Genomic DNA, 17412 nt, shown 5'->3' on the forward strand with positions numbered 1-17412 from the left:
TCCTCCCCTAATTTTTCTTAAGTAAACTTAACAGCCTGTTAAATAATCCCTGTTTTCCGTTTAAATCTAAAAACGGCACTTCCTCCCCTAAAATTCTACGGCAAATATTCATATAAGCCTGACCTGCCTGGGTATTTGTCCCAACCAATGGTTCACCTTGATTTGTTGAAATTACGATATTTTCATCATCAGGAACAACTCCGATTAAGCCTACAGCAAGTATCTCCACAACATCATCACTGGACATCATGTCGCCTCTCTTTACCATATCAGGTCTTAAACGGTTTACAATCAAATGAGTCTGTTTCATATCATTAGCTTCTAATAAGCCGATAATTCTATCCGCATCCCTTACAGCTGATACCTCGGGAGTTGTAACAACTAACGCTCTGTCCGCACCTGCAATAGCATTTTTAAAGCCTTGTTCGATACCTGCAGGACAGTCCATTAATATGTAATCGTATTCATCGCGTAATTCATCTGCGAGCTTCTTCATCTGTTCCGGTGTTACTGCCGTTTTATCTCTGGTTTGTGCGGAAGGCAGAAGATAAAGGTTCGGGTATCTCTTATCCTTAATCAAAGCCTGCTTCACTCTGCAATTTCCTTCGATAACATCCACCAGATTATAAACAATTCTGTTTTCGAGGCCCATAACAACATCCAGGTTTCTAAGACCTATATCTGTATCAATCAGAATGACTTTCTTATCTAGTTTGGCAAGTCCTGTTCCTACATTTGCCGTTGTTGTTGTCTTACCTACTCCACCCTTACCGGATGTTATTACGATTACTTCTCCCATTATATTATCCTCCAAAAACTTATTATAAGTTTATATCATTTATAACCTCTTTACTCAAAGGTTCTATATAGATATTCCCATCTTCTAAAAAGGCAATCTTCGTTTCTTTCCCTGAGATTTTCTCAGGCTTGTCCGGCGACCTGGCGATAGTATCGGCTATCCGTATCTGGACAGGATTCAAATCAAGCGCCACCACGAAGGAATTTGTATTGCCGGCGGCTCCGGCAAATACACTGCCCTTTAGGGAACCAAGAACAATAATATTACCCTTGGATACTATACGGGCACCTGGGTTGATGTCTCCTATAACTATTATACTGGTTTCTGATTCCAGTACTTGTCCTGATCTTAAATTCCCTTTGTAAAATTGCCCTGTCGTATTAGATAATTCCATCAATTTTTCATCCAGGGCTTTTTTGAATTTTTCTTCTGTTTGCGGATCATCTTCAATCACACACACAACATGCAGCTTTGTTTCCTCTGCAATAATATTTAAGATATCACGCTGTTGTTCGGTAGTAAGCTTTCTTCCCTCAAAGCTTAAAGCCATTTGAGCTTTATCAAAGAATTTTGCAGATTCACGGAACTTTTCTGCAATCTTTTCTCTTAGGCTTTCATATTCCATATCGCTGTCCAGCACTACGATTATACCGTATTTATTACCTTTTATGATAACTGGGTTGTTGTTCATAAAACCTCCTGGCTATTTTTAGATATGATTAACCTTAACCTGTATAGGATGACTCTGATTCCGGCATTATTGCTTTTCCCTCAGGGCTCTTATAACCGTCTTCTTTAAAATAATAACCATATAGATATTTACTTAACATCGCAGCATTACTGGATGTATATCCATTTGGTATTACAACCGCCATAGATATTTCAGGATTTAAATAAGGAGCGTACGAAACAAATAAAGCATGATTTCCATGGGATTTACTCTCCTGTGCGGTACCTGTCTTTCCAGCCAGTTTTACCGGGAAATTCTTAAACAAATAAGATACGGAACTTCTGCTGCCATTCGCTACCTTGAACATGCCTTCATGTAATAGGTTCCAATCCGTACTGCTTATAGAATTAATCTTCGTACTTTTGGCTTTATTATTTACTATCACCTTTCCATCCTTATCCACTACCTTGTCAAGAAGCGTTAAATCATAGGAGGTTCCGCTGGTAGTGATGGTTGTAATATATCTTGCCAGCTGAATAGGGGTGTAGTTATTTGTTCCCTGACCGATGGAAGAGCGGACAGTATCCATATCCGAGCTTTCCGGATCAGCCTCCTCCAACTCTATTCCTGATTTTTTATTCAGTCCTAACAACTTTGCATACTTGGCAAGTTTATGAAGACCAATCTTTGTTTTGGCAGCATCATTACCATTATTATTTAAGCGCCATCCCATTTCATAAAAGAAATAGTCACAGGATACCTCAAGAGCCGTAGTTACATCTATATTGCCATGACTGGAGGTTGACCAGTCTTTGGGCGGCTGATAAGTTATTTTGTTAAATACAACCTTATCCAAAACAGTTTCTCCCGGCTGCAATGCTCCTTCTTCAAGAGCGGCAACGGATGTAACCATCTTGTAAGTAGATCCCGGAGCTGTTTTTTGCTTTGTAGCTCTGGAAATAGTCGGTTGTGAGAGATCAGAGTTCACTTTTGTGTAATAATTATAATCAATTTTATTGGCAAAATAATTATTGTCATAACTTGGATAAGACACAATAGCTCTGACTTCACCGGTTTTATCATCCGTTACAACTACCGATGCGCTGCAAGGATCCAATGCCAGCTGAGCAGGAGTTATCTCTATATTACGTATTTTATCTGTAATAAAAGTGTAAGGTGAAAGTGTACCGTTTTCTAATTTAGAAATATCTTCCTTATTGTATTTTATCACACCTTGATCAAATAATAAAAGACAAATTTCTTTTCCGCTTAATTGATAGGAATATACCAGTTCTTTATATACCATCTTTTGGAAAGTTACATCATCGGAAAGACTATCCATAATATGAGCTAAAAGCTTACTGTATATTTCATCGGTGCTGTAATAGGATTCTCCTTTTGCTTTCTTATTAAGGAATTTGTCAATATTAATCCAATTTTTTGAGATTGCATACTGAAGGAACTTACTGAGGCTAATCTTATCCTGTGTATAATTTATATACACTTCATCATTTGGATCCACTGGTGTCAATACAGAAGAGGTGTCTGTGACATCGGATTTTTTCGTCAATAGAATACCTTCATTTTTTAGTTTCGTATAAACATAGTCCAGATAATCAGCCATAGATTCAGAAACCGTAAAATCAAGAGCATCGGAATTACTGCCAAGTTTTGATTTTAATTCCTCCAGCACCGTATCCCTCTTACCGATATATTTCTGATAAACCGACTTTTCAAGGTCTGTCGCATCATTTGCTTTAAAAGCGGTCACATCTATCACACTGTTGTTTATGAGTGCATAATAGACATCATAAATCGGTATTTTGATATCTTTCGCAGATTCTCCTCTTGTTCCGGCATCTGTGCTATTATTGATCTTAGACAATAATATACCTGCTAAAACACGCTCTATAATCTTATAATAAGCTTTTTGGAGGTCGCTGTCTATGGTCAGATAGACATCCTCTCCTGCCACCGGCTCTGTCCTTTTAATCGTTGATAAGTATTTGCCGGCGGAATTCACTGAAACGGTTTCGATGCCTTTTTTCCCTGCCAAAAAGGTTTCAAACACCTTTTCTACTCCAAGCTTTCCAATCATATCGGAAGTGTTATAACTGGTATCAGACCCCATGCTTTGTAGTTCTGCGTCCGAAACAAGTCCGGTATACCCAATAATATGTGAATTGTAGATACTGTCATTATATACGCGGTACGACTGCTGTTTAATCTCAACTCCCGGCAGAATATCGCTGTTTTCGTAAATAGCCGCTACCGTTTCAGGATTTACCTTGGAGGAGATAATTATCTGATTGTAAGGGGGGAAATTACTAAAGATTGCATAACGCAAAGTCATAATTTTAAGAGCATCTTTCATGCTGTAGCTATCTGAAATATTAAACATAGCCACACTCTTATCACCATGCCTTAAGAAATCAAATACCTCCTGTGCAGTAGCATTTAACTGTTCGTCTGTCAGCTTGTCGACGGAGGATTTTCCGTAAGCATTCATTTTAAATCGTTTTTCAGCGTTACCGCTTATTGTAAATTGCGGAACACCTTGTTTATCTAAAGTAATACCAAATTGATTCTCAATGGTATTCCCATATTTCTCAAGAATTGTAATCAAATTAAAAAGCATTTTATTTAATTCATCATTTGTGGCTATCTTTGAGATATTCTCCAGCACCACGGAGTAACTGATTTCATTGTAGGCAAGAAGTTTTCCATTGACATCGTATATATTTCCCCTAGTACTCTTTATCTCTCTTTCCTTTGTCTCTCTGACCTGAGAAATCTTTGCAAATTCATCACCTTGTATAATCTGGAGTGTATATATCCGACTTATTAATACCCCTATTAATGTTAAAAAGATCAGAGTGACCGGAAATAACCTGGAGGTGAATACTTGCTTTAATTTTTCTAATATGATATCGAACAACTAGAACCCCTCCTCTTCTTCCTTTTTCTCCGTTTTGTCATTGATTATGTTCAGCAATTTATACAGAAAAACAGATACTATGACTGTATAAATCAATTCAGGAAGCCCTTTATGGATGAAATAAAATCCAATATTTAATTTGCCTCTAAGTAAATATTCGAAAACGTAATAGAGAAAAAAGTATACCAAATCGCTAAGTCCGACCAATATCAGCGGAATCGTCAGATTTTCTTTTACGAAGATCCTGTGGCAATAACCGTTTAAATATCCAATAGTCATGTAGATAAAAGCGTAAAGTCCAATAATGGAACTATAACACAATTCTATCAGCAGGCCGCATAAAAAACCTGTCAATAAACCTTCTTTCCTTCCCTTAGAGAACCCTGCTGTGGCAGTTAGGATTAAGAGTAGATTAGGAACGACTCTTGCTAAGGAAAACCATTGGAATATAGTAGTCTGCAATAAAAAGCAAATTAATATTTCTGCAATAACAATAATAAATCTTTTCACTGAAAGTATGGTTCACCTTGCCTTTCCTGTACTGTTTTCATAACTGTACTATTTCTTTAACTGTTCTTTTAATTCAGTTATAATAAGTACTTCATCCAACCTGCTAAAATCCACCGCAGGAATCAGATGAGCTGTTTTTGTTAAATTATTAGGTTCCACTGCAATATCAGAGACATAGCCAATTAAAATTCCCTGCAGATATTTTGTGCTGATGGAAGAGGTTACCACTTCATAACCATCTGATATTTTAGCATCTTTCGCAATTAAAGAAACATCCAGAACGCCTTTGTTATAGGACTCCATGCTGCCGTTTACAACACAAGTGTCAGAGGTTTTAATAAACATCCCGTAGACATTACTGGAATCATCTATTATTGAACGAACAATGGAATAATTCTGATGTACCTCCACAACAATTCCTACCAGACCGTTTCCGGCAATTACATTCATATCTACCGCAATTCCATCATTGATGCCTTTGTCGATTGTAAATGTATTATACCAGCCGTTGGGATCCGTACTGATAACTCTGGCTCCAACTTTGGGATAATCCGCATATTTTTGATCCAGTTTGTATAAATCACGAAACCGATCCAACTCATATTTATCCTGAAGCAGTATCTTGTTTTCATAAGAAACTTCGGATAGTTGTTTTTTTAAATCTTCATTTTCATTTAACAAGGTGTTAAGTTTTACAAATTTGTCTCCCTGTGCAGCCACCATCTTACCTACAGAATTAATTCCTTTCTGCATTGGCATTACAACATCTCCGACAGCACCTTTTACAGGTGAAAGAACCCCACTGTAACGAAAGGATACAAACATCAGAATGAGACATAAAATAATACCACCGATAAAGAGATGCTTTGGATTAATCGAAAAACCTGTTCTCCTTCTCATACGGGTTTCCTTCCCTTTCCTTTAATTAATATGGCAGCCCTCACACCTTAATGGTGTTTTCTTTAAGGGGACTTGCCAGGTCTTTTAGATGGTGGTCTTCTATAATTTTACCAAGTCCATTTACAACGGTATTGGCAGGATCACTGCAGATATTTATCTTAAGGCCTGTTTCTTTAGCTAACAGACTGTCAAGTCCTTTGATAGCAGAAGATCCTCCGGTAATATAAATACCGGAATCAATAATATCAGAAGAAATTTCAGGCGGCGTCCTCTCAAGAATAATTCTTATAGCATCAATAATAGCATAAATATATTCAATAATGGCATCATATACAAAAGAGGAGCTGATATCTACTTCCGTCGGAAGACCTGTTACCACATTTCTTCCACATGCTTTTATACTGCGTTCCTCCATCGGAGAAGCTGTGGCAAGTTCCTTTTTAATATTCTCTGCCGTTTTATCACCGATTACCAGATTATAACTTTTTTTCATAGTGGATTTAATGGATTCATCCAATCGGTTGCCCCCAATGGGAATCAGCTTGCTGATAACAATCCCTCCCAGCGACATGATTGAAACTTCAGTCGTGTCCGCTCCAATATCCACCACCATTACACCCTTGGCATTATTCACATCAAGACCGATGCCAACTGCATCTGCAATCGGCTTTTCTACTATTTTAATACTTTTGGCTTTTGCCTTGGAACTTGCTATCAGGTCATAAAAAGCACGGCGTTCTACCTCTGTAATATCTGTCGGGGTAGCTATTAAGATGGCTGAAGCTTTCATGCCCCCTCTTTTATAAAGCCTGTTAAACATATAGTTAACCAGTTCCAGCATGTTATTGATATCAGCGATAACACCGTTTTTCACCGGATAAGTGACCGATATGTTTGCCGGTGCTTTTCCGTGCATATCAAATGCTTCATTGCCGGCGGCTATTACTCTTTTCTTTCCTTCCACTGCTATGATATTCTTTTCGTCTACCACAACACCTTCATTCTTATGATATATTTTAATGGTACTAGTTCCCAAATCAATTCCGTAAGTCTTTCCTGCCATTTTTTTTATCTCATTGCAAGAGCTTTCGCAATGTTTCCCTTTCTAAATGTATCCCTGCTCTGCAAGGCTTATATACTTATTATCACCAATAATAATATGATCCATAAGCCGGATTCCTACTAAATTTCCAGCTTCTTTCATTCTTTGTGTTGTTTTGATATCTTCTCTGCTGGGATTCGGATCTCCGCTGGGATGATTGTGCAGAAGTATGATATTAACAGCTTCATACTTAAGAGCATTTAAGAAAATCTCCCGAGGTGAAAGCAGGGAGCTGCTAACCGTACCGGTGGATATAATCATATCTTTTAGTATTCTGCTCTTGGCATCCATCATGACCAGATAGACCATTTCCCTTTGCAGATGTCTCATTTCCTGCATATAGTAGTCTGCAACCGTTTCGGGAGTCGTAAAGGCTTTCATCCCGTCTTTTGTGGCCTTAGCCATCCGTTTTGTCAGTTCTGTAACACATAATAACTGTATTGCTTTTACTCTGCCAATTCCCTTAATAGATTGCAAATCCTTTAAGTTCATGTGGTTTAATCCGATAAGTCCCGGATATGCCTTAGAAAAGGAAAGTACCCGGATTGCAACATCTACCGCCCGTTCTCCTGCCGTTCCGGTTCGCATAATAACAGCAAGAAGTTCGGCATCAGAGAGTACCCCCGGGCCTGATTTTTCGCATTTTTCATAAGGCCTTTCTGTTAAAGGCATTTCCTTTAATGTGTAACACTTTTCATTCATTTGTCCTCCTGACTTCTCTCTCCGGGAAAAGCAGGATATTAAAGCTTTCGGTATATAAGTATTGCCAAAATAATACCAATAATACCACCAATGGTTATTTTAATGGATAAGCCAAAGCTTATTACCATAACACCCAAATTAAGTTGTACAACCCCATTCTCTCCAGTACTGCCAATGCCAAAACGCTGTCCATAATTCAGCCACGTCAGATAAGGAACATCTTTTGCAAGATATCCCAAGAATCCTCCCAGGACTACTCCAGCCAGCAGAACTATTAATAAGACACCTGTGTTTTTCGCATTTATTCTGGACATTGAACTTGTACCCCCCACTAAAAATTCCCCTATATTCTAACATATATTCCTGGTTTTGTATACACCAATAGAATAAAAACAGGGGGCAGCTTGCCGAAAGTACTTTATGTAGGAAAAGAAGGGGCGTTGTGGGGACGGACGATGACCGGGGGTTGGTTTTTCCGTTTTGTTGCTCGAGGTTCTCTATTCTACTAAAGCGGCAGAAAAGGCAACTGGCAGTCAAAACAGCGCCAAACTCGCTGTAACAGTATGGATGCGTAAGTTTACAGAGCTCAGGCATGGCACTGTTTTTCCTAGTTGCCTTTTCTGCCGCTTAAGTATCATTAGAGACCTCTCGAGACAAAACTCCAAAACCAACCCCCGGTCATCTGTTTCTCTCTACAATTGTCTTGTATTGCCTTGTATAGGGTTTGCTTTCTATTCACTACCAGATATTAGAACTCAAAAAAGCAGAGGAGAATATAAACGAATATGTTTATATTCCACCGTACTTTGTGATATAACAATAACAAAATTAAAAATGCTGCTATTTGAAATCCAGACAATTGAAATACAGGCAAAAAGTACTGATTTGATAGATTTATCTTAATTCAACATAAATCAGAGCAACACTTCATATATCGGTTAAATTTACAGTGAAATCAGACCTTCCTCATAAAGCTTCTGGGCGGACATTAATATACCGAACTTGGCGTGATACCAGGTCAGGCCGCCTTGGAAGTATACGTTGTAGGGAGGTTTTATGGGGGCGTCTGCGCTGAGTTCTATGCTGGCTCCCTGGATGAAGGCTCCTGCTGCCATGATTACATCACAGCTATAGCCCGGCATTGCCCAGGGTTCCGGGATTACGTAACTGTCCACCGGTGCGGCAGCCTGGATGCCGCGGCAGAAGGCAATTACCCCTTCCTTGGTTCCAAGGGTTACTGCCTGTATGATATCATGTCTTGATTCTGTACCGTTTGGTACTACTGTAAAGCCAAGTTTTTCATAGATGTTGGCAGCAAAAATTGCTCCCTTTAGGGCTCCTGATACTACCTGGGGTGAGAGGAATAATCCCTGGAAGAGCTGACTGTTTACCCCCAAGGTTGCGCCGACTTCTTTTCCAAGACCGGGAGCGGTAAGCCTGAAGGCTGCATTGTCAACATACTCTTCTTTACCGGCTATGTAGCCTCCGATTGGTGCAAGCCCACCACCGGGATTCTTAATCAGGGAGCCCACTACCAGGTCAGCTCCTACGTCTGTGGGTTCAATGGTTTCTACAAATTCACCGTAACAGTTATCTACCATGCAGATTACATCGGGTTTAATGGATTTCACGAAGGTAATTAATTCGCCAATTCTGCCAACGGACAGTGTCGGTCTTGTAGCATAGCCTTTGGAGCGTTGAATGGTTACTAACCTTGTCTTCTCATTAATCGCATTTCTTATACCTTCAAAATCAAAATCTCCGTTTTCTAACAAATCCACCTGGGCATAAGTAATTCCATACTCACGCAAAGAGCCTGTTAACCGTTCCTTTTTCTCACCGCTTTCACCGATTCCGATAACTCCTTCTAATGTATCATAGGGCTTTCCAACGGGTGAAAGTATCTCATCACCAGGTCTTAAATTACCGGATAAAGCGGTACTAAGCGCATGTGTTCCGCTGATGAGCTGAGGCCTTACAAGAGCTGCCTCTGCATGAAATACAGATGCATATACCTGTTCTATCGTATCCCTGCCAAGGTCGTTATAGCCATAACCGGTAGTCGCAGCAAAATGAATATCACTGACACGATTATCCTGAAATGCTTTAATGACCTTTAGCTGGTTATATTCTGCAACTTTATCAATTTCTTCGAATCGTTCCTTTAATTTACTCTCAACTTCTCTTCCCAGTTCCAGTATTTCCGGATGAATGGATAGAGCCTTATACATTTGTTCCAACTGCTGTTTCATTATTTTTTCCATTACCTTTCTAAATTAATACACCGTACTTTTATTTCTTTCTTAATGTACTTAGAGATTGTACCCAAGATTTCAAAGGCATGAACTATTGTATATTGAATTATACAATGTCCTTCTCTTTCATGTACCCAAGCAATGCTTCAAGGATTTCTTCATCTGATATATAATCTTCTTTTAAAATCCATGTAACTTCCTTTTCCCTTTTAAACCAAGTTATCTGCCGCTTAGCAAAATGTCTGGTTTCCTGTTTTATATCATAAACTGCCTGCTCCAGGGAATATTCCCCGTTAAGGTAACCTATGATTTCTTTATAGCCAAGGCCTTGCATGGATACCATATCAGCTCTTAAGCCTCTCTCTAAAAGTAACTTAACTTCCTCCGTCAGGCCTTCTTTTATCATGACTTCCACTCTCTGATTAATCCGTTCATAAAGAATCTTTCTGTCTGTATTTAATACAAAATAGCAAAAATTATAGGGAGACTCTTTCTGTCTTTGTTCATCATTATGGTCAGATATCCGCTCTCCTGTCTGTGTATGGTATTCCAGCGCTCGGATAACCCGTTTCATATTATTGGGGTGTATTGTCTCTGCTGCTTTGGGGTCAACTTCTTTTAACCGGTCATGGAGGTAATCAGCCCCCTTTTCCAACCCCAGAGCCAAAAGCTGCTCTCGAATATCGGAATTTTCTTCTGCTTCTTTAAAATCAATTCCGTAAAGAACTGCCTGTATATAGAACCCCGTTCCTCCAACCAGAATAGGAATCTTACCTTTCGCATAGATTTCATCCATATACTTATGCGTTAACTCCTGAAACCGGACTACATTAAAATCCTCCTCCGGCTCCAATTCATCTATGAGATAATGCTTTACCCCTTGCATTTCTTCCTGTTTGATCTTAGCAGTCCCAATATCCATATGACGGTACACCTGCATAGAATCTGCACTGATTATTTCGCCGCCGATTGCTTTGGCAAGCTTTACCGAAAGTGCAGTTTTTCCCACGGCAGTTGGTCCGGTCAATATTATCAAAGGTTTTTTCATATCTTCTACCGGCAGCCTTTCATTTTCAATAATTTCACTCACTTATATACTTCCTATTTTTCAGACGATGCGCTTAAATTTCCTCTCTACCTCATATTTACTCATTGAGATAATAACCGGTCTGCCATGGGGGCAATTGTATGGATTTTCAAGAGTCAGCAATTGTTCGATTAAAGCACGGGCTTCTTCTACAGATAGCTTATGGCTCCCCTTAACTGCGGCTTTGCAAGACATTGAAGCTATTTTATCCAGTATAATTTCCGGGGTATTATTTGTGCCTTCCTCTGTAAGACCGTCTATAATTTCAATTAATACATCATAATGCACCAGATTATACAAATCTCCCGGAACAGCTCGAACTGCGTATTCCTTACCCCCAAACTCTTCAAATTCAAAGCCTGCTTCAGTTAAGAAATCCAGATTCCGAACCAGTGCTTCTCTTTCCCTGATGTTTAAAGAGAGGATAATAGGCGGCATTAACTGTTGTGAAAAATGTTCCTTTTCTTTAAAGCGTTTTATAATGCGCTCATAGAGAACTTTTTCATGAGCTGCATGCTGGTCTATTATAAACATCTTATCGCCGTATTCAATAATCCAATAGGTATTAAATAGTTGTCCTATGATTTTATGTTCTGTTACAGCTTCTCTGGAGAGGAAAGCCAGCTGCTCATAGATTTCACCAGTTTCATTATCTATTGCATCCTTTTCTTCCTGGTATTCAATCTCAGTGTCAGATTTCCTGACAGCCCTTTCCTCATCGCCTGATTTCCCGGTTTCTTTATCAAAGTCTCTGTTAACTGCCATACTATCTTGGTTAGACAAGGAGACTGCCTCTACTGCATTTCTTGCAGCTTCGTAAACATACTTCGGAGGTACTGTATCCTCTAGGAGTACCTCACTCTCTCCTATTCCGGACGACTTAACTCGGTCAACAGCTTCCTTAACAAAAGAAGGAGCAGCATCCACATAATTCTTAAGACGGCCGATTTCTGTTGTTTTGACAGCTTCTGCCTCTTTCTCATCGAAGAACATCTTTTTATCCTGTGATGTCACTTGCTGCTTAAAAGCAGATAATCCCTCTCCCTGACCTCTCCTGACTTCAAATGGCTCCGGAAGTTTCTGATGAATCTTTTGCTTGTCTTCTTCCTTGGTGAGATAGACTTCTGTAATCAAGTCTCTGCCTTCCAGAGTATCCTTCAAACTTTTGTATAAAAAGCTGTAGAGTTCTTCCCCGTTCTTAAAACGTACCTCCAGCTTGGCTGGATGAACATTTACATCAATTAATTCGGTATCAATGGTTAACATCAAGGCAGTAAAGGGATATCGGTGAAGCATAATATATGGCTTGAAGGCTTCTTCTATGGCTTTATACATTATAGGATTTTTTACAAACCTGCCATTAATGAAATAATTCTCATAGTTCCTGTTTCCTCTGGAAATAGCCGGTTTTGCAATAAAACCGGACAGAGAAAAGCTCTCATCTTCCGCTTTTACCGATACAAGATGTGAGGTGATATCCCTTCCGTATATATGATAAATAACATCTTTCTGGTTATTGTTTCCTGAAGTATGGAGCTTAATCTGTCCGTTAATAATAAATTTAAAAGAAATTTCAGGATGGGATATTGCGATTCTTTCCATAAAATCCTGTATATAGCCTGCCTCTGTTTGAGGGGATTTTAAGAATTTTCTTCTGGCTGGTGTATTAAAAAAGAGATTCTTTACAATAAAGGTCGTACCGGAAGGGCAGCCGATATGTTCCATTCCCTTTTCTACACCACCCTCAATCAGATAACGGACTCCGGTAAAGCTCTCTGTATTTTTCGTTACAAGCTCAATCTGCGAAACAGCTGCAATACTGGAAAGTGCTTCACCGCGAAAACCAAGACTTTTAATCCTCAGTAAATCATCGGCATTCTTTATTTTGCTGGTTGAATGGCGCAAAAATACATAAGGCATATCACTTTCGTCAATGCCGGAACCATTGTCTGTGATTCGGATAAAGCTAATTCCGCCTTCTTTAATTTCCACTGTAATCACAGTGGCTCCCGCATCAATAGAGTTCTCCGTAAGCTCTTTTACAACAGCTGAGGGGCGTTCAATAACCTCTCCTGCTGCAATTTTATTTATAGTTGCATCATCCAATAATGTTATACTCGGCATATTATTCACCATCCTTTCTATCTAAGAAATAAGATCCCAAACACTGTAATTCTTAGATTTTGGTCGGATTTAACCTTCTTTTCTAACCTTTTGCTGTAACTGGTATAAATAATTCATAGCATCCATGGGTGTCATGGCATTTAAATTCAATTCACGAACTTCCTCCATATACGAAGGCATAGAAAACTGGTAATCAAAAAGAGAAAGCTGATTTTCAATTTCTTTTGTCTTTCTTACCCCTCTCTCCCTGGTCGCAGCAACTGATGTTTCCATGATATAAGCTGCCTCTGCTGCCTCATCAGGTACCGTAACAGCCTTCATGGATTTCGCCTTATCGGCTATATCGTTTAAGCTTAATTCTTCTACAATATCTCTAGCACGTTTTAGTACCCCATCTGGGACACCCGCCAGTTTGGCAACCTGTATTCCATAGCTCTTGTCAGCTCCGCCGGGAATAATTTTCCGAAGAAAGATAATGTCTTCACCCTGCTCTTTTACAGCAATGCAGTAATTATTAACGCTATCAATCTTGCCTTCCAATTCTGTTAATTCATGATAATGAGTGGCAAATAAAGTCTTAGCTCCAAGAAGTTTTGGATTGGCAATATGCTCTACCACTGCCCAGGCAATACCAAGCCCATCAAAGGTACTGGTTCCTCTACCAATTTCATCTAAGATTAGCAGACTGTTCTTGGTTGCATTACGAAGTATATTAGCTACTTCTGTCATTTCCACCATAAACGTACTCTGCCCGGAAGCTAAATCATCGGAAGCTCCAACTCTGGTAAAAATCCTGTCCACGATACCGATGTTACCGGAGGCCGCCGGTATATAGCAGCCTATCTGTGCCATGAGAACTATTAAAGCTGTCTGCCTCATATATGTGGATTTACCTGCCATATTAGGTCCGGTAATAATGGAAATTCTTTTTTCTTTATTGTTTAAATAGGTATCATTGGCAACAAACATATCCCCTGAAATCATTTGCTCCACTACAGGATGTCTGCCGTCTTTGATATCAATCGTCCCTTCCTCATTGATTACCGGTCGCATAAAGCGGTTTCTTTCCGAAACATAAGCAAGAGAAGCAAATACATCGATTTTAGCAATTGCTCTGGCAGTCTTTTGTATACGCTGTACCTCTATGGAGATAGTGTCTCTGATATTGCAAAACAGCTCATATTCCAAGGAAAAAAGTTTATCTTCGGCTCCTAATATAACATCTTCTAATTCCTTCAGCTCTGAGGTAGTATATCTCTCTGCATTGGCAAGGGTTTGTTTTCTGATCCAGTTATCCGGTACCAAGTTCTGGTAGGAATTTGTTACCTCCAAATAATAGCCGAATACTCTGTTGAACTTTATCTTCAGATTCTTTATTCCGGTACTATCCCTTTCCTTGGTTTCAAGATCCGCCAGCCAGTTCTTACCTTCTGTTTTAGCCTTCCGGAGCCTGTCTACTTCTTCATGATAGCCATCCTTTATGATGCCGCCCTCTCTTACTGTAATAGGAGGTTCTTCTTCTATTCCGGCTTCAATCAGATTATATAGATCCCTTAAGGGATCGAGGTCCCCTTCGATTTCTTGTAAAAGAGTACAATTAGAGTTCTCAAGCAGCAGTTTAATATTAGGAATCATAGCAAGGGAATTCTTAAACGCAATCAAATCCCTTGGGCCGGCACTCTTATAGCTGATACGGCTGATAAGCCTCTCCAGATCATAAACAGCATTTAGATATTCTCTGATTTCTTCTCTGGTAATAGCCGAATTATTCAGCTCTTCTATGGCATCCAGTCTATCTGTAATATCGGCTTTCTCAATCAGAGGCTGCTCAATATAACTTCTTAGAAGTCTTGCCCCCATTGCAGTCTTAGTCTTATCTAATACCCAGAGCAGTGAACCTCTCTTTTGCTTTTCTCTTAAAGTCTCCACAAGCTCTAGATTTCTTCTGGTGGAACTGTCAAGAATCATATATCTGCTGGTTGAATAAGGCAGAATTCGGGTTAAATGGGATAGGGAATTCTTTTGAGTTTCATAGAGATAGAGCATAACAGCACCGGATGCAACCACACCGATGGAATAATCCTTCAGCCCAAGACCATTTAAGGAGGCTACCTGAAAATGGTCCATTAGAGCTTTCCTGCAAGCTTCTTCTTCAAAATACCAGGGTTCTAAATCAGAAATAGAGATATTTAACCTGTTCCTTAGATCGGAAATATCTATGCCGCTTACTAAAAACGTGCTGTTACAGATAATTTCCGAAGGTGAATACTTGTTAACCTCATCCAAGAGTTTTCTTTCAGTATCAACTTCCGTTACAAAGAAATCGCCGGTAGTAATATCCACCGTTGCAATTCCATATGCATTAACCGTATGTACAATACCCATTAGGAAGTTGTTTTTTCCTTCTTCCAGGGTCTGTGTATTTAAATTTGTACCCGGAGTTACAATTCGGATTACCTCTCTTTTAACAATTCCTTTTGCAGCCTTTGGGTCTTCTACCTGTTCGCAGATAGCTACACGATAACCCTTCGCAATCAATCTGCTTAAATAATTCTCTACCGCATGATAAGGCACACCACACATAGGAGCACGCTCATCCTGTCCCAGATTCTTACCGGTTAGAGTAATTTCTAGTTCCTTTGCACAAGTTACCGCATCCTCAAAAAACATCTCATAAAAATCACCGAGGCGATAAAAAAGGATGCAATCTTTATACTGTTCTTTTATCTCAACATATTGCTGCATCAAGGGAGTTAATTCAGCCATATCTTATGTTCCTTCCTGTTAATACATAAATATATATTTCATTTCACATTCATCTTATAATACAATAAAACCTCAAAGCAATAAAAGACTTAAAAGGCCTCATTACACCAATAAGGTCCTCTAAAAAACGTCTTCTGCCAGGTCCGTACCATCTGCAGCACTGGTCGCCAGTTTATCACAGCGTTCATTCTGCGGATGTCCATCATGCCCTTTTACCCATACAAATGTAACCTTATGCTGTTCCATGGCTTTTAAAAGTCTCTGCCAGAGGTCAACATTTTTAACCGGTTCATTCTTGCCTCTCTTCCAGCCCTTCTTGATCCAGCCCTCCAGCCAATGTTCATTAAAAGCCTTTACAAGGTATTGAGAATCCGAATACAGGGTAACTTCACAGGGACGTGTCAATGCCTCCAGCCCGGCAACTGCCGCCATCAGTTCCATTCGATTGTTGGTAGTCTTTTTATACCCTTTTGAATATTCACGGATATGTTCTGTCCCTGAAGGGTCCACATAGCTGATTATAGTTCCATATCCTCCCGGTCCGTCCGGATTTCCTCTGGCAGAACCATCTGTATATATTGTTACTTTCATTGTGCCCTCTTTTCCCATGTCAGTAATTCCTCACTGTAAGGAAGCTCTTTTACATAGTCACAGAAATCATGCCATTCCTTTAATTTGTGGTTTTTTCTGGCATTATAAATATTAATGAGATTCTCATAATTAAAAGTACAGGTTCTCATCTGATTATATCCGGAAGGAAGCAACTGTATAATACTGTACCAGTATTCCTTGTCCCCTGTCTCCAGAAATAACAGTCTTAGTTTTTCCAAGTGGCTAAGTAAAGTTTCAAAGAAAGCTCTTGTATCCTCCGTTAACTGATCCGTTGAAAAATCCTCCATTGCAAAACTTTTGCTGTGAATCTTATGCATGGTACTGGTTGAGTTAGCGGTTGTACCAACTTTATAAGTGTCAAATTCCTTCCACCAGTAAATCGGAGCTGTTATGTCCATCGATACAAATATTTGGCGCATAAACTTTCTATGATCTGTGCCGGACTTGCATAGTCTGACTGCGAGACCCAGGTCATTCTCACCTAATATGTACTCACCTTTATCATTATAATAACTGTCACTTTTTTCCCAGCTGTTCATGGGATTTCTGGCACCTCTCATGGCATTTTCAAGATTCATAACGCTGATGCGCTCGATTTTTAGCATAATGACCTACTCTCCTCTAATACACTTACTTTTTCTTCGGACTATTTACAATTTTCACTCATTCTATCCTGTTATGAAAAAAGTATAATTCCGTATTTTTCATCTGATATACTTATTTCTCAGGATAGAAATTATCTCAGGAATTAATCTGACAACTTCGTTTTTCTAAAATTTACTATATGTTTTTTTATTTCTTGTCCAATAAAAAATATTATAACATTTTCTGACCATAATTTCATCTTAATATTTCTTGAAAATTTTAGCCTATCCCATATCATAATATTTATTTCAAAAAAGAAAAAAAGCTTTCTGACTTATAAGTCAAAAAGCTGCTTTTCTTAT

The 17412-nt window shown here is 39.1% G+C and carries 14 protein-coding genes; all 14 read right to left on the reverse strand.

Going from position 1 to position 17412, the window contains the following annotated elements:
• Positions 1-7 precede the first annotated feature (7 nt).
• Positions 8-799: a septum site-determining protein MinD gene (gene minD / locus bsdcttw_RS14045; RefSeq protein WP_185255481.1), complete on the reverse strand. Its 792-nt coding sequence runs from the start codon at positions 797-799 to the stop codon at positions 8-10.
• A gap of 22 nt (positions 800-821) precedes the next feature.
• On the reverse strand, positions 822-1490 hold the full coding sequence (gene minC, locus bsdcttw_RS14050) for a septum site-determining protein MinC (RefSeq protein ID WP_185255482.1): 669 nt from the start codon (positions 1488-1490) through the stop codon (positions 822-824).
• Between the two features lie 34 nt (positions 1491-1524).
• The gene (locus bsdcttw_RS14055; protein ID WP_185255483.1) at positions 1525-4407 is read right to left on the reverse strand and encodes a penicillin-binding transpeptidase domain-containing protein; all 2883 of its coding nucleotides are present in this window, start codon (positions 4405-4407) and stop codon (positions 1525-1527) included.
• A complete protein-coding gene (mreD, locus tag bsdcttw_RS14060) occupies positions 4408-4917 on the reverse strand; it encodes a rod shape-determining protein MreD (RefSeq protein ID WP_185255484.1) in 510 nt (169 codons plus the stop codon).
• 48 nt (positions 4918-4965) lie between these two features.
• Positions 4966-5817: a rod shape-determining protein MreC gene (gene mreC / locus bsdcttw_RS14065; protein WP_185255485.1), complete on the reverse strand. Its 852-nt coding sequence runs from the start codon at positions 5815-5817 to the stop codon at positions 4966-4968.
• Positions 5818-5857: 40 nt separating this feature from the next.
• A complete protein-coding gene (gene mreB / locus bsdcttw_RS14070) occupies positions 5858-6880 on the reverse strand; it encodes a rod shape-determining protein (protein WP_185255486.1) in 1023 nt (340 codons plus the stop codon).
• 42 nt (positions 6881-6922) lie between these two features.
• Complete coding sequence (gene radC, locus bsdcttw_RS14075) at positions 6923-7621, reverse strand: RadC family protein (protein WP_185255487.1); 699 nt, start codon at positions 7619-7621, stop codon at positions 6923-6925.
• A gap of 38 nt (positions 7622-7659) precedes the next feature.
• A complete protein-coding gene (locus bsdcttw_RS14080) occupies positions 7660-7935 on the reverse strand; it encodes a DUF4321 domain-containing protein (RefSeq protein WP_185255488.1) in 276 nt (91 codons plus the stop codon).
• A gap of 630 nt (positions 7936-8565) precedes the next feature.
• The gene (locus tag bsdcttw_RS14085; RefSeq protein WP_330602194.1) at positions 8566-9873 is read right to left on the reverse strand and encodes a methionine gamma-lyase family protein; all 1308 of its coding nucleotides are present in this window, start codon (positions 9871-9873) and stop codon (positions 8566-8568) included.
• 109 nt (positions 9874-9982) lie between these two features.
• A complete protein-coding gene (gene miaA / locus bsdcttw_RS14090; RefSeq protein ID WP_185259818.1) occupies positions 9983-10924 on the reverse strand; it encodes a tRNA (adenosine(37)-N6)-dimethylallyltransferase MiaA in 942 nt (313 codons plus the stop codon).
• Between the two features lie 60 nt (positions 10925-10984).
• Entirely contained in the window at positions 10985-13087 is a 2103-nt protein-coding gene (gene mutL, locus bsdcttw_RS14095) for a DNA mismatch repair endonuclease MutL (RefSeq protein ID WP_185255489.1), read from the reverse strand.
• Positions 13088-13156: 69 nt separating this feature from the next.
• Positions 13157-15853 carry a DNA mismatch repair protein MutS gene (gene mutS, locus bsdcttw_RS14100; protein WP_185255490.1) on the reverse strand — a complete coding sequence of 899 codons (2697 nt, stop codon included), beginning with the start codon at positions 15851-15853 and terminating at the stop codon, positions 13157-13159.
• Between the two features lie 120 nt (positions 15854-15973).
• A complete protein-coding gene (rnhA, locus tag bsdcttw_RS14105; protein WP_185255491.1) occupies positions 15974-16444 on the reverse strand; it encodes a ribonuclease HI in 471 nt (156 codons plus the stop codon).
• Positions 16441-17070 (reverse strand): hypothetical protein, encoded by a 630-nt coding sequence (locus bsdcttw_RS14110; protein WP_185255492.1) that lies wholly within the window; start codon positions 17068-17070, stop codon positions 16441-16443. Before bsdcttw_RS14110 ends, rnhA begins: the two co-directional genes overlap by 4 nt.
• Positions 17071-17412 lie beyond the last annotated feature (342 nt).

Origin of the sequence: Anaerocolumna chitinilytica (assembly GCF_014218355.1) — a bacterium.
Classification (GTDB): domain Bacteria; phylum Bacillota; class Clostridia; order Lachnospirales; family Lachnospiraceae; genus Anaerocolumna; species Anaerocolumna chitinilytica.

What these genes read in the sequence shown, in the direction of transcription:
- mreB (WP_185255486.1), bottom strand. Translation starts at nt 6,880, where the DNA reads ATGGCAGGAAAGACTTACGGAATTGATTTGGGAACTAGTACCATTAAA.
- mutL (WP_185255489.1), bottom strand. Translation starts at nt 13,087, where the DNA reads ATGCCGAGTATAACATTATTGGATGATGCAACTATAAATAAAATTGCA.
- minD (WP_185255481.1), bottom strand. Translation starts at nt 799, where the DNA reads ATGGGAGAAGTAATCGTAATAACATCCGGTAAGGGTGGAGTAGGTAAG.
- bsdcttw_RS14080 (WP_185255488.1), bottom strand. Translation starts at nt 7,935, where the DNA reads ATGTCCAGAATAAATGCGAAAAACACAGGTGTCTTATTAATAGTTCTG.
- rnhA (WP_185255491.1), bottom strand. Translation starts at nt 16,444, where the DNA reads ATGAAAGTAACAATATATACAGATGGTTCTGCCAGAGGAAATCCGGAC.
- mutS (WP_185255490.1), bottom strand. Translation starts at nt 15,853, where the DNA reads ATGGCTGAATTAACTCCCTTGATGCAGCAATATGTTGAGATAAAAGAA.
- miaA (WP_185259818.1), bottom strand. Translation starts at nt 10,924, where the DNA reads ATGAAAAAACCTTTGATAATATTGACCGGACCAACTGCCGTGGGAAAA.
- minC (WP_185255482.1), bottom strand. Translation starts at nt 1,490, where the DNA reads ATGAACAACAACCCAGTTATCATAAAAGGTAATAAATACGGTATAATC.
- mreC (WP_185255485.1), bottom strand. Translation starts at nt 5,817, where the DNA reads ATGAGAAGGAGAACAGGTTTTTCGATTAATCCAAAGCATCTCTTTATC.
- bsdcttw_RS14110 (WP_185255492.1), bottom strand. Translation starts at nt 17,070, where the DNA reads ATGCTAAAAATCGAGCGCATCAGCGTTATGAATCTTGAAAATGCCATG.
- radC (WP_185255487.1), bottom strand. Translation starts at nt 7,621, where the DNA reads ATGAATGAAAAGTGTTACACATTAAAGGAAATGCCTTTAACAGAAAGG.
- bsdcttw_RS14085 (WP_330602194.1), bottom strand. Translation starts at nt 9,873, where the DNA reads ATGAAACAGCAGTTGGAACAAATGTATAAGGCTCTATCCATTCATCCG.